The sequence below is a fragment of the Sphingobacteriales bacterium genome (assembly GCA_016699615.1).
Classification (GTDB): Bacteria; Bacteroidota; Bacteroidia; order Chitinophagales; family JADIYW01; genus JADJSS01.
Genome location: CP064984.1, coordinates 2017796 through 2031861 on the forward strand (window position 1 = coordinate 2017796; position 14066 = coordinate 2031861).

Annotated in this window: 12 protein-coding genes; 9 read left to right on the top strand and 3 right to left on the bottom strand. The window is 29.7% G+C overall.

From position 1 onward, the window contains the following. Window positions 1-56: 56 nt before the first annotated feature. Window positions 57-1199 (bottom strand): radical SAM family heme chaperone HemW, encoded by a 1143-nt coding sequence (hemW, locus tag IPK18_09650; protein ID QQR97144.1) that lies wholly within the window; start codon window positions 1197-1199, stop codon window positions 57-59. A gap of 166 nt (window positions 1200-1365) precedes the next feature. Between hemW and IPK18_09655 the strand changes: the two genes are divergently transcribed. The 9 genes from IPK18_09655 to gldN all read left to right on the top strand — a co-directional run bounded on the left by IPK18_09655 (window position 1366) and on the right by gldN (window position 10816). After that, window positions 1366-2964: a BamA/TamA family outer membrane protein gene (locus IPK18_09655; GenBank protein ID QQR97145.1), complete on the top strand. Its 1599-nt coding sequence runs from the start codon at window positions 1366-1368 to the stop codon at window positions 2962-2964. Next, entirely contained in the window at window positions 2942-3310 is a 369-nt protein-coding gene (locus IPK18_09660) for a hypothetical protein (protein ID QQR97146.1), read from the top strand. Before IPK18_09655 ends, IPK18_09660 begins: the two co-directional genes overlap by 23 nt. Then, window positions 3265-3813, top strand: coding sequence for a DUF4271 domain-containing protein (locus IPK18_09665; GenBank protein QQR99326.1), 549 nt, complete (start codon window positions 3265-3267; stop codon window positions 3811-3813). Before IPK18_09660 ends, IPK18_09665 begins: the two co-directional genes overlap by 46 nt. Beyond that, window positions 3806-5056, top strand: coding sequence for a uroporphyrinogen-III synthase (locus tag IPK18_09670; protein ID QQR97147.1), 1251 nt, complete (start codon window positions 3806-3808; stop codon window positions 5054-5056). The genes IPK18_09665 and IPK18_09670 overlap by 8 nt, the downstream gene beginning before the upstream one ends. Window positions 5057-5096: 40 nt before the next feature. Next, a complete protein-coding gene (locus IPK18_09675) occupies window positions 5097-6089 on the top strand; it encodes a PorP/SprF family type IX secretion system membrane protein (protein QQR97148.1) in 993 nt (330 codons plus the stop codon). Between the two features lie 97 nt (window positions 6090-6186). Continuing rightward, a complete protein-coding gene (locus IPK18_09680; protein QQR97149.1) occupies window positions 6187-7464 on the top strand; it encodes an SUMF1/EgtB/PvdO family nonheme iron enzyme in 1278 nt (425 codons plus the stop codon). Between the two features lie 72 nt (window positions 7465-7536). Continuing rightward, the gene (gldL, locus tag IPK18_09685; protein ID QQR97150.1) at window positions 7537-8370 is read left to right on the top strand and encodes a gliding motility protein GldL; all 834 of its coding nucleotides are present in this window, start codon (window positions 7537-7539) and stop codon (window positions 8368-8370) included. Window positions 8371-8424: 54 nt separating this feature from the next. Further along, complete coding sequence (gene gldM / locus IPK18_09690) at window positions 8425-9966, top strand: gliding motility protein GldM (protein ID QQR97151.1); 1542 nt, start codon at window positions 8425-8427, stop codon at window positions 9964-9966. A 16-nt stretch (window positions 9967-9982) separates the two neighbouring features. Then, entirely contained in the window at window positions 9983-10816 is an 834-nt protein-coding gene (gene gldN, locus IPK18_09695) for a gliding motility protein GldN (protein ID QQR97152.1), read from the top strand. Window positions 10817-10851: 35 nt separating this feature from the next. Here gldN and IPK18_09700 read toward each other — a convergent pair whose 3' ends face one another. After that, window positions 10852-12639, bottom strand: a complete 1788-nt coding sequence (locus tag IPK18_09700) for an excinuclease ABC subunit C (protein ID QQR99327.1) — start codon at window positions 12637-12639, stop codon at window positions 10852-10854. Window positions 12640-12649: 10 nt separating this feature from the next. Next, window positions 12650-14041 carry a dipeptidase gene (locus IPK18_09705; GenBank protein QQR97153.1) on the bottom strand — a complete coding sequence of 464 codons (1392 nt, stop codon included), beginning with the start codon at window positions 14039-14041 and terminating at the stop codon, window positions 12650-12652. Window positions 14042-14066 lie beyond the last annotated feature (25 nt).

Sequence of the window (14066 nt, forward strand, 5' to 3'; positions counted from 1 at the left end):
AAAAGGAAAAATTTGAATGTTGCAAAGGTAAGGAAATAAACTTAGTTGTTAAGTGTCTACTCGCTTTCTACCCAAAATAGATTTTCTGTAATGTAGTCGCAGAATAGTCTTCCATTGTTGGTTAAAGTATATATGTTTTGGTTTTGCACTACCCAACTATTATCTATAAATGATTTGATTTCAAATTCAAAATGTTTTTTAAACTCATTGCCAAATTGTTTGTCAATATGATTTGTGTCAACGCCCCAAATTGTTCTTAGTTTTGTCATTATATATTCATTATACATATCAATGTTGCTTAGTGTTTCGCAACTTTGTGCCAATTGATGATGGTTAATTTGTTTGATGTATAATGCATTGTTATTGATGTTCCAGTATCTGTTTTTCCCATCAAATGAATGTGCAGATGGCCCTAACCCTAAATATTTACTGCCTTTCCAATAGTTGGTATTGTGTATGGCATATTGTTTATTGGTACAAAAGTTAGATATTTCATATTGTTCATATCCATGAGTTGCGCAAACATCTTGTAAAATAGAAAATTGTTCTGCAATCTTTTGTTCATCTATTTCAGAAATTATATTCTTTTGTATTTGATGGTGTAAAATGGTTTTTTCTTCAACTGTAATTGCATAGCAAGAAAAATGTTGGATATTATGATTGATGAGATACAATATATTTTCTTTCCATTGCTCATTACTAAGTGTAGGTGTACCATAAATTAAATCGCAAGTAATGTTGTTGAAGCCAATTTTTTGTGCAAGTTGTATGGCTGTTTTTCCTTCAGATGCATTGTGCGCTCTATGCATAAATTTCAAATCTTCATCAAAAAAAGACTGAATTCCAATAGATAAACGATTGATTGGTGTGTATTGTTTTAATTGTGTTAGATATTCTTCTGTTAAATCATCTGGATTGCATTCTATGGTAATTTCTGCTTTTGGTGTTACTGTGAATGTATTATATATTTTCTCTAATATTTTTAGAATATGATTGATGTCTATAAAACTTGGTGTGCCACCACCAAAATATATACTTTGAATGGTGGTTTCTTTCTGAAAGAAATTATTTTGTAGTTCTATTTCAATAATGATAGCTTGCACCATCTTTTCTATATAATCTGTTTGTGTAGAAAAATGGAAATTGCAATAGTTACATGCCTGTTTGCAAAATGGAATGTGTATGTAGATGCCTGCCATATTTTATGCAAATTAAAACAAATCCTTAATTATTGATATATTTGAAATACTTTTTATGTGCCAACTGAAAAAAATATATTTTTTAGTGTTGATTTTTGTTGCCTTGTATTCAAAATCAGAAATAATATTAACTATTAAATATGCTTCTGCTAAGAAAACAAAACAATTGAAATACAAGAATGTTGAAGATGCACAAAAGTATTTAGAACAATTAAAACAAGATAAAATAAAACAAGGCTATTGGCAGTTTTCAATAGATAGTTTTTATTGTGTTGATAATAATTGCCAAGCATATATACATACTGGAACTAAATATTATTTGCAACAATTAGAAATAGGCAATAAAAAATGGAATTATAATGATATTCAAAATATAAAGAATATTCCAGAGTCAATATTGAAAGCAAGAGAAGAAACTGGTTATCCTTTTGCAAATGTGGAAATGGATAGTTTAAATCTTCAAAATGATACCCTATATGTCAATTATAAAGTAAATAAAGCACAATTAGTTACCATTGATAGTTTTATTAATCATCAAAATGCGAAAATCTCAAAATCTTTTATAGAAAATTATACAGGAATAAAAAAAGGAAAACCATATGCTGAAAGTAAAATTCTGAATATTGATAATTTATTAAACAAGTTGCCTTACACAGAACTTACACAACCAACTGGAATAAATTTTAGAGGTGATAAGGCAGATATTCATTTATACTTAAAAAAGAGAAAGGTAAATAAGTTTGATTTTGTGATAGGATTTCTACCCAATAATTCAATTGCAGGAAAGTTTTTGATAACTGGTGAAGCAAGAATTCATTTGCAAAATGCATTTAAAAGAGGCGAGGAGCTATTCTTTGAATGGGTGCGTCTAAGACCAAACCAACAACGATTAAATATAAAATTTGCTTATCCATATTTATTTAAAACTCCTTTAGGTGTTAATACATCTTTCTTTTTAGACAAAAGAGATTCATCGTCATTAGATTTAAACATACAAGTAGGATTGCCATATTTTATTAAGACCAATAATTATATCAAAGGTTTTTACAAATATGCTCAGACAATAGTTTTACAAGCAGACACGCTTTATGCAAAAAATTATAAGCAATTACCTAATAATTTAGATGCAACATACAATCAATATGGAATAGAAATGTACTATGAAAATTTAGATTATCTATTTAATCCAAGAAAAGGTTTTGATATAAAGTTTTCAGCATCAGCAGGAATCAAGAAAATTAAACCAAATAATCAAATCATTACATTGCAATCAAATGATGGATTCGATTATGGTACATTGTATGATAGTATCAATAGAAAAAGTATAAAAGGTGATTTGTTTTGGCAAATTAATTATTATTTACCATTAGACAAACGCAATGTGCTAAAATTTAGCAACAGTGGAGGCAGTGTTTTAAATAATAATTTACTCAGAAATGAATTAATAAGAATTGGTGGCAGTAAATTGCTCAGAGGATTTGATGAAGAATCAATTTTAGTTAGCACGTATCTATTAAATATTTTAGAGTACAGATTTATATTGCAACGCAATTCTTATTTGGCAGTATTTTATGATTTTGCCTATGTGAGAAGAAAATTTAATAACGAATTAATTCAGAATTATCCATTTGGCTTTGGCGTAGGTATAAATATTGAAACAAAAATTGGTATTTTTGGACTTTCCTATGCACTCGGACATCAAAAAACAAATCCAATCAATTTTAGAAATTCAAAAATTCATTTTGGATACGTTATTCAATTTTAAAATCTGGATACTTGTTTTATTGCTTGGCAGTAATGTTGGTGTATTTGCAAAGCAAAGCAAAATATACAACCCAATTTGGGTAGATTCAATATTATCACACAAAAAAGATAGTGTGCAATTTGCCAAATTGTTGAGCAAAGTAGAAATTACAACAGAAAAAACCACGATAAATTTACCACAACCAATAAGGAATAGTAGTGTCCAATATACTTACTTAGCTATAGTTGCAGTAATATTTTTTCTTTTAGGTATATTGTTTTTCTTTTTTGATGATTTTATACAAACAATCATACAAAGCTTATACAATACAAAAAATATAATATATATTATACAGCACATAGATTAGACAATATATTCTTAAATCTAGTTTTTCTAATAATAAAAATGTCAATTATTGCTTATAGTACTTTGATGCTATTGCAACACATGCAAAATCATAAGCTTGAATTTAGTATAAATAACACAATTCATATTTTCGCATTAGTATTCATATTTTTAAGTGTAAAATACCTAATTGAGAATATAATAGTTTGGCTTGCCGCACAGCAGAAATTATACAGATTCTTAAATATTTATAAATTATACTACGACTTGTATTTAGGATTAATATTTATATTTGTTTCAATAGTAATATTGTATAATAGGGCAAACATATTATATACATATTTTTTGATATTTTCTGCCTTATATGTAATTATTTTATTATATAAGATAATTCAATTACAGCAATTTGTAAAAATTCATCATAAGATTTATTTTATTTTGTATATTTGCACCTTTAAAATTTTGCCTCTATTATTATTGACAAAATATTTGTGGTATAATTATAAAATAAACATTTATGGCTAAAAAAGAAGTAGCTAAAACTATCACAACAAAGAAAAGCAAAAGCACTGAAGGTGTTGATGCAAAATCTAAAGAAAAATCAAAACAAACAAGCAAAAATGCAGCAGTTACAACTACAAAAAAAACAATTGTAAAGAAAACCAAAACTGAAACTGTAGCTCCAAAGAAAGCAAAAACAGAAGTAAAGAAAAATGCTGAGACTACTTCTAGTAAAAAAGAAACTCAAACTACAAAGAAAAGTGCTGCAACAGCAAAAAAAGTAATTGCTAAAACTATTCAAGCACCAAAATCAATCCAAAAAGAAAAAAAATCTGAAGTTGATACTGAAAAAATTACTAAACGTAATAACTTAGCTAAAGATACTATCACACAAAAATCGCCAATAAAGGAAAAAAGAAAATACACCAAGAAAGAAGATAAAAAAGAAAACAAACCTATTGAGGTAGTATCGAAAAAAGTAGAAGTTGTAATTTCTGATGACAAGCCAAGAGCAGTAAAATCTATTTTAATTTCTTTGCCCAAACCAGAAACAGGAAAATCACCATATATTGATATTGCCAACCAATTTAAAATTAAATTAGATTGGAGACCATTTACTGAAGTACAACCAATAAAAATAATTGACTTTAGACTTCAAAAAATATATATAGAACAGTATAAAAATATAATTTTTTCAAGTAAAACTTCTGTAGAACAATATTTTAGAATCTTACAAGAGTCAAGACAAAAAATATCAGAAGAAAATAAATATTTTTGTATCAACGAAGCAATCGCATTATATCTTCAGAAATTCATCAACTATAGAAAGAGAAAAGTGTTTTTTGGTGATGGTAAGTTGCCAAAACTAATGGAAGTTATCATAAAAAACAGAGATAAAAATGGTAATTCCATGCACTTAATACCAAGCTCTGAAACAAAAGATAAAGCACTTACAGACACACTAAAAAAGTACAATATAGAATACAAAGAAGCCGTATTATATAGAACAATACCAAGCAATCTAGAAGATTTAAAAGATGTAAAATATGATATGTTGGTATTCTTCAATTCAATAGCAATAGACTCACTGTATAGCAATTTCCCAGATTTTGTACAAGACAAAACAAGATTGGCAATTTATGGAAATTCTACAGCAGAAACAGTCATGAAGCATAAATTAAGAATTGATGTATTTGCTCCAACGCCAACAATGCCATCACTTGCAGATGCAATTAAAAAATACATAACATTAGGCAATAAAAAATAATTAAGTTCAAATTAATATTTTTTAATACCTTTATCAAACAATGATAAAATTCATTAGAAGTATATTATTGATTACACTATTTGTATCAGGCATACAATTGCAACTCAATGCACAAGTAAAGCAAATATCAACGCATTTTAATGATCTAAAAGAATGGTACAATCCAGCATTTTACGGTATAGAGAAACAATACAAATTTGTTGCAAACTATAGAACACAATGGACAAAACTAGATGGAGTACCACAAACTATTAATTTTTTATCCAGTTTTGCATTGCCAAAAATTAAAAGTGGAATTGGTATTAATATCACACACGATAGAATTGGAGCAATACAAACAACTACATTACAAGCAGGATACAATTATATAATTCCAATTAAAGACAAACTAAAAATTGGCATTGGCGCACAGGCAGGATTCGAGTTTTCAAATTTAGATGGTTCAAAACTAATTACACCAAATGGTAATTATAGCTCAGGTATAAATCATAATGATGATGTCATTAATCAAGCAACTAATAAAACATTCAGACCATTATTAAATGTTGGCATAAGCTTAAATTCAAAACATATAAATGTAGGCGTTGCATATCTAAATGCAATAAACAATAAACTAAATTTTGATGGAACAGTTAGAAGTTTAAGTACACAACTTGGAAGTGTATTGCAAACAAGCATTAATTCTGAAATAAAACTACCTAAAGAATTTAAACTTATTCCAGTAATTGTTATTAATACAGACTTTGTAAATGTTCAAACAGATGTCCAAATATTAGCAGGCTACAAATATTTTGGAGCATTAGGTGTAAATGTTCGTGGCTACAACAAAAAATCTATAGAATCAGTTTCGCCAATTATCAAAATAACACCAATAAAAAATATAGGATTAGGATTTATTTATAGCTACGATGTAAATATAAATGCATTAAAAATTGCAAATAGCAATACACATGAAATTACAATTTTTTATAATATGAATTCAAAGAATATTTCTAAACATCTCAAGTTTATTAATAATCCGAGATTTCTGTGAAAAAATTGCTAAAAAATACCAAAAAACAATTAAAAAATTAGGTAGTTAAAATAAATTTATTATTTTTACGATGAATAAGAATATAAATTACATAAAAATGAAAAGAACTAGCTTCTCGTTATTGTTATTTTTTGCTATTATCCTAAGTGGATGTAAAGGTGGAAAAACAAATGATGGTCAATTAATAGGTTCTCAAGATAGACCAGAGTGGGATAACAACCTAATGCCTTATGGCATGGTGTATGTACCATCTGGTGTTATTCACATAGGACCATCTGATCAGGATATCAACTATTCATTCAATTCCAAAATGAAACAAATTTCTATTGTAGGATTTTACATGGATGAAACCGAAATTACCAACAACGAGTATCGTCAGTTCGTAGAATGGGTAAGAGATTCAATTGCACACAAAATGTTAGGTGGAGATCACTTAATCGAAGGTGAAAGTGGTGGTCAAGGAATTAATTGGGATATGCCTATCGATTGGTCTGGAGCAACAGAAGATGCAGAGCAGTTGGAGTCACTGTACTACACTGAAGCAGATAGAATTAATGGAAAAAAAGAATATGACCCAAGAAAATTGGTATATGAATATACTTGGTTCAGATGGAAAGAAGCTGCAGCTAGAGAGAATAAAGATAAACCAAGAAGCTCTTTCATGGATAAAAAACAAATATCTATCTATCCTGATGAATTAGTATGGATTAGAGACTTCTCATATTCTTATAACGAACCAATGACACGTGCATATTTTTCACATCCAGCATATGATGATTATCCAGTTGTTGGTGTAACTTGGGATCAATCTAATGCATTCTGTGTTTGGAGAACTAGACTTTGGAATGATTATAGACAAGATGAAGGGTTAGCACCAGTAGAAGAATTTAGATTGCCAACAGAATATGAGTGGGAATATGCTGCACGTGGAGGAAGAACATTATCGCCATATCCTTGGGGCGGACCATACATTAGAAATACAAAAGGATGTTTGTTAGCAAATTTCAAACCAGGAAGAGGAAACTATCCTGAAGATGGAGGTTTATATACAGTTGATGCAAAATCATACTGGCCAAATGACTATGGCTTATACAATATGGCAGGAAATGTTGCAGAATGGACATTAACAGCATATGATGATGCATCAGTGATGTTTATTCATGATAAACAACCAGATTATAGATATGATGCAAAAGCTGATGATGCTTCAGTAATGAAAAGAAAAGTAATTAGAGGTGGTTCTTGGAAAGATATAGCATTCTATTTGCAAAATGGTACAAGAGCATCAGAGTATCAAGATTCAGCTAAATCTTATATTGGATTCCGTACTTTATTACCTTTCTTAGGTAGAGGTTTAGAAGATTTCGGGAAATAATATATCATTTAACATTTTTTTTAAAATATTCCAAAACAATAAACGTATTTAAACTAAACAAAAAAAATAATTATGGCAAAGTTACTTAAAACCAAAGGATTTAAAAGACTCAAAAACGCTATTTTCGGTGTTGGAGCATCAGTAGTAATTTTAGGAGCATTATTCAAATTAATGCATTGGCCTTTTGCAAGTGAATTGTTAATACTAGGTATGTCAGTAGAAGCATTATTATTTGCATTCTCAGGTTTAATTCCACCAGAGCCAGACTACTATTGGGAAAAATTATATCCAGGTCTAGATATTTATGATGAAGACATGGAAATTGAGTCAGAAAAATTTGGACATACAAAAATTGCTATTAGCAATACTTCAGCAGTTTCTGATAAAAAAAGTTTAGCAGGTGAATTAGATAAAATGATGGAAGCCGCGAAATTAGATCAAAACTTAGTAAATAGATTTGGAGATAACTTAAAAGGTTTCTCTGATAATGTATCAAAATTAGGAAACTTAGCAGATGCTACTGTAGCTTCTAATGATTTCGCATCTTCTGCAAAATCTGCCGCAACGGCATTAAATGGTGTAAAAGACTCATTTTCAAGCGCTGCTGATGGTATGAGCAAATTAGCTGCTGCATCTGGTGATGCTTCTAAATACCACGAGCAAGTACAAGCTGCTTCTAAAAATTTAGCTGCTTTAAATGCTGTTTATGAGATGGAATTACAGGATACTAATAATCATTTAAAAACAATGAATAAATTTATCGGAAACTTAGGAACAGCTATGGCTAATCTTGAGACATCAATCTCTGATACTGATAAATTTAAAAATCAAATGAGTGGTTTAGCTAATAATTTAGAGAAGTTAAACAGCATTTATGGAAACATGCTTTCTGCAATGAAATCATAACATTTGTTGAACGAAGAGAAGGAAATAATTAGTAAAAATCAAAAGTAAAAAATTATGGCAATTCCTAAGGAGAACCGTCAGCAGATGATTAATATGATGTATTTAGTATTGACAGCGTTACTAGCATTAAACGTGTCAAGAGAAATACTTATCGCATTTCAAACAATAAATAAAAGTTTAGAAAACTCTAAAAAAATAGCAGACACTAATATTTCTACGACATATAATGGTTTTGCGTTGAAAAGAGCTAAAGAGCCAGCTAATACGGATGTCCAAAAATATCAATCAATGGCTGACCAAGCAAAAGGTATTTCAAAAGAATTATTAGATTATATTGCAAACCTTAAGTCTGAAATTGTAAAAAAAGCTGATGGACCAGATACAGAAGATGCAGATGGCATTATGGCTAAAAAAGATGATTTAGAAATAGGTAATGCATTTATGGTAGGTGAAGGCAAAGGAGAAGGTTACAAACTAAAAACTAAAGTTGATGAAACTATAAATAAGTTTTTAGGATTAGTTGATCCAGCGTTGAAAGATAAAATGACAGAACAACTGGGAATTACTACAAAACCTAATAAAGAAAAAGGTGATTGGGTAAGAGAGCAATTTTATCAAATGCCTGCAATAGCTGTATATTCTATGCTTACTAAGTTAGAAAATGATACGAAAAATGCAGAAAACCAAATGATTGCATATTTATATAGCAGAATTGGTGATGCAAAAGAATTAGAGCCAGAAGAAATTGTATTAGACCAATTCTCAGCTCAAATTTCTTCTCCAAGTGCCTATGTATTACAAGGAGAACCATTTGAAGCATATGTGTCTTTAGCAGCAGGTAGTTCTGAAAGTTCAGTTACTGTAACAGTAAATGGTAAATCAGTTCCAGTAAAAGATGGAGTTGGTAAATTTACAACAGGTACTGGTGGTGTTGGAGAGTTTCCTGTTAGTGGTGTTGTTTCTGTTAAAAATAATAGAACAGGTAAAGTAAATACATATAAAACTGCACCATTCTCTTATACAGTTGCTCCACCTTTTGCTTCTGTAGCAGCTGATAAAATGAATGTGTTTTATATTGGTGTAGATAATCCAGTTACAGTTTCTGCTGCTGGTGTATCTCCTCAAAAATTAAATGTTGGTATGACTGGTGGTAGTATTTCTGGTTCAGGTGGAAAATATACTGTAAAAGTATCACAACAAGGAAAAGCTTATGTTACAGTTTCTGCAAATGGAAAACAATATGCAAATGCTGAATTCCGTGTGAAAATGATTCCAGATCCACAAGCTGAAGTTGGTGGAAAACCAGGTGGTAGAATGCCAGCTGCACAATTTAAAGCACAAAATGGTGTGATAGCAGCATTGAAAAACTTTGATTTTGATGCAAGATTCCAAGTAATAAGTTATCAATTGTTTTACCAACCTAAAATGGCTGATCCAGCTATTATTCCAAATAATGGACCAACATTTGGAGGTGTCGCACAACAAGCTGTAAGCAAAGCAAAACCAGGTGATGTATATTATTTTGAAGAAATTAGAGTACAAGGACCAGATGGATCAAATAGAAAGATACCTGGTATCGCATTTAAAATAGATTAGTATAATATTATTTAGTATGAAATATATATTTGTTTTTATTTTCTCACTTTCATTTGCAAACTCAATATTTGCTGCAGACGGTGAAGTTAAGACTGAAATCCAAAAATTACCTTGGGAACAAGAAATTTCTGGTAAAAGAGTACCTATGGAAGACGTTTTTGTCCGCGAATCAGATGTGATGTGGTACAAAAATGTATGGCGTGTAATGGATTGTAGAGAGAAATTAAATCTACATTTTAAATGGCCAAAAAAACCTTTTATTGGGATACTTTTGGATGCAATCAAGTCTGGTAATGTTCCAGTATATTCTGGTTTAGATGAAGATTTTACTTCTCCAATTACTGCTGAAGAAGCATTAAGTGTAGCTGGAGGTAGTACAGATTCTATCTTAGTCCCAGATGCTGCAAACCCAGATGTAATGGTGTGGAAAGTAATTACAAATGAAGTGAATTGGGATAATGTGAACAAATATCGTATTAAAGAAGTATGGTATTTTGATAAACAACACTCTACAATGAAAGTTAGAATCATGGGAATTTGTCCATTGATAGATAACTACGACCCAACTACGGGTGATTTTAGAGCTGAAGTTCCTGTATTTTGGACGTATTTTCCTTCTATGAGAAGTACTTTAGTAAATAGTGAGGCTTTCAATCCATTTCCTGATGGTGTTAGATTAAACTGGGATCAAGTATTTCAACTTAGATTATTTACGAGCTATATTTACAAAGTAGATAATGTACAAGATATGCGTATTAAAGATTACAAATCAGGTATTGATATCTTATATGAATCAGAAGCACAGAAACAAAAATTGTTTCAATTTGAACATGATTTATGGGAATATTAATATCAAAACTTTTAAATATTTTAAATCGGATAAGTTTACTTATCCGATTTTTTTTTGTAATAATTTATTATATTTCTTGCATTTTTTTGTCCAACAATTTTTTCAATTTCATGCTCTAGTGCATGTGCTATCTTTTCAACAGATCCAAAATGCTGCAACAGCTTAGTCGCCGTTTTTTCACCTATGCCATCAATTTGTGTTAGCTCAGTTTGTAGCGTTTTCTTATCTCTTGTTTTTCTATGAAAGGTAATTCCAAATCTATGTGCTTCATCACGTAATTGCTGTATGATTTTTAGTGTTTCAGATTTTCTACTAAGGTGCAATGGTATTTCATCATTTGGATAATATATTTCTTCTAGTCGTTTTGCAATAGAAATTAGTTGAATTTTATCTTGCAATCCTAATTCTTTTATACTACTCATGGCTGCACTTAGTTGACCTTTGCCACCATCAATAACTACTAATTGTGGTAATGGTTCATTTTCTTCTAATTGCCTTTTGTATCTTCTATACACAGCTTCTTTCATGGTATCAAAATCATTTGGGCCAACAACCGTTTTTACATGGAAGTGCCTGTAGTCTTTTTTACTTGGCTTTGCATTTTTAAATACGACACATGCCGAAACTGGATTTGTACCTTGGAAATTTGAGTTATCAAAACATTCAATATGAAATGGTAAGACGTTTAGCTTTAGCTCTTTTTTCATAAGCTCTAAAATACGTTCATACTTTGGTCGTTTTTCATGCAATGATGATTTGTGCATTTGTATAAATGCATTTTTATTTGCTAAGTCAAGGATTTTTTTTCGTTCGCCAATTTTTGGAACAATTAAATTGAGTTCATCTATACTAAATTCTATGTCGAATGGAATTAATGCTGTTGTTTTTTTGTCTACATTGCCCAAAATTTCTACTAATGCAATACATAAGATATCTTCTTTTTCTTCCTCTATATTTTTCTGTATAAAAATATTTTTGGTTTTAACTATACTGCCATCGTATATGTATAAATAATTAATATATGATTTGTTTTCGTTTTCAGCATATCCAAAAATATGGCATTCTTTTATGTCTAAGTTGGTTACAATTGAATTTTCTATATATTCATTAATTGCATCAAATTGTATTTTTAGTTTTGCTGCATCTTCAAATTTTAATTCAGATACACAATTTTCTATTTCTTTTTTTATAATATCACGTACAGTTTTTGTTTTTCCACCTAAGATATTTCTGATTTGTTCTATATTGGCATCATAATTTTCTTTAGATTGTAATGCAACACATGGTGCTAAGCAATTGCCAATATGGTATTCTAAACAAACTTTAAATTTATTTTTCTGTATGCTTTCTTTTGTAAGGTTTAAAGAACAAGTACGAATAGGATACATTTTTCTGAATAATTCAAAAATATATCGAACATTATTTACAGATGTATATGGTCCAAAATATTCTGAGTTATCATTGATTTTATTTCTCGTAAAACTTATTCTTGGAAAATTTTCGTTGAATATTTTTATGTAAGGATAGCTTTTATCATCTTTTAGATTGATATTGTATTTAGGTTGTAATTCTTTAATTAACGAATTTTCTAATAGTAATGCATCTTTCTCATTATTGACAATAGTAAATTCTATTGAATGGATTTTTTTTACAAGTAATTTAGTTTTTGCATTGTGGTCGTCTTTTTGGAAATAACTATTTACTCGCTTCTTTAAATTCTTTGCTTTGCCAACATATAGTATATGATGATTGCTATCAAAATATTTATAGATACCAGGTAAGTTTGGTATTTCGTTTATGGTATTTTTTAGATTTATATTTATATCCAATATATTATTTCTTATATAATTCTGAATAATACTTGTAGAAATAAGGTATGGTTTCTATCCCTTTGAAATAATTGAATAGTCCATAATGTTCGTTTGGTGAATGTATGGCATCACTATCTAATCCAAAGCCCATTAAGACTGTTTTTAGTTCTAATATTTTTTCAAATAATGCAACAATAGGAATGCTTGCACCGTTTCTAACTGCAATTGGTTTTTTGCCAAATGTAGTTTCCATAGCTTTTTCTGCTGCTTTGAAAGCAATTGAATCTATTGGTGTTACATAAGGTTCGCCACCATGGTGTTCTGTTACTTTTACATGTACAGTATTAGGTGCTATTTTTTCAAAATATTCTTGAAATAATTTTGCAATATGATGTGGTGTTTGGTTTGGAACTAAACGCATGCTTATTTTTGCTTGTGCTTTTGCTGGCAATACTGTTTTTGCACCTTCGCCAATGTATCCGCCCCAAATTCCGTTTACATCTAAAGTTGGTCTTATGCTAAGTTGTTCTTGTAAAGTATATCCTTTTTCGCCGAAAGATTTTTTTAAACCAATACTATCTTCAAATTCTTTTTGATGTATAGGCACAGAATTTATTTGTTTTTTTTCTTCTTCTGATAATTCAATTACATCATCATAAAAATGGTCGATAAGTATTCTTCCATCTTCATCTTTCAATTTCGCTATTAATTGACATAATACATTTAATGGATTATCTACGCCACCACCATAAATACCTGAATGCAAATCTCTATTTGGACCAATGATTTCTACTTCCATGTAGCAAAGTCCACGCAAACCATTGCAAATACTAGGTGTTTCATTGTTGATGATGCCTGTATCTGAAACTAAAATAACATCAGCTTGTAGTTTCTCTTTATACTGAGTTAAAAATTCTTCTAAGTTAGATGAGCCGATTTCTTCTTCGCCTTCAATGATGACTTTTACATTACATGGTAATGCATTTTCTTTAAGCATAATTTCTAATGCTTTTACATGCATATACACTTGCCCTTTATCGTCGCAAGCACCACGTGCAAAAATGGCACCATCAGGATGTATTTCAGTATTTTTTATTACTGGTTCAAATGGTGGACTAGTCCAAAGTTCGTAAGGATCTGCTGGCTGGACATCATAATGTCCATATACTAAAATAGTAGGCAGCGTTTTATCTATGATTTTTTCAGCATATACCACAGGATAACCTTTGGTTGGCAACAGCTCCACATTTTCTAAGTTGATGTTTTTAAATTGTTGTGCTAAATATTCAGCAGCTCTTAATACATCATCTTTAAAGTTTTTATCAGCAGATACAGAAGGTATTTTTAACCATTCAATAAGTTCATTTAGATATCTTTCTTTATTAATTTCTATTACTTGTTTGATATTTTCCATATATAAAATTGAATTGTAAAAATAA

Bases quoted from the DNA above. Each gene is read 5' to 3' on its own strand.
- hemW (QQR97144.1), bottom strand. From the start codon at position 1,199: ATGGCAGGCATCTACATACACATTCCATTTTGCAAACAGGCATGTAAC.
- IPK18_09670 (QQR97147.1), top strand. From the start codon at position 3,806: ATGGCTAAAAAAGAAGTAGCTAAAACTATCACAACAAAGAAAAGCAAA.
- IPK18_09675 (QQR97148.1), top strand. From the start codon at position 5,097: ATGATAAAATTCATTAGAAGTATATTATTGATTACACTATTTGTATCA.
- IPK18_09680 (QQR97149.1), top strand. From the start codon at position 6,187: ATGAAAAGAACTAGCTTCTCGTTATTGTTATTTTTTGCTATTATCCTA.
- gldL (QQR97150.1), top strand. From the start codon at position 7,537: ATGGCAAAGTTACTTAAAACCAAAGGATTTAAAAGACTCAAAAACGCT.
- gldM (QQR97151.1), top strand. From the start codon at position 8,425: ATGGCAATTCCTAAGGAGAACCGTCAGCAGATGATTAATATGATGTAT.
- gldN (QQR97152.1), top strand. From the start codon at position 9,983: ATGAAATATATATTTGTTTTTATTTTCTCACTTTCATTTGCAAACTCA.
- IPK18_09705 (QQR97153.1), bottom strand. From the start codon at position 14,041: ATGGAAAATATCAAACAAGTAATAGAAATTAATAAAGAAAGATATCTA.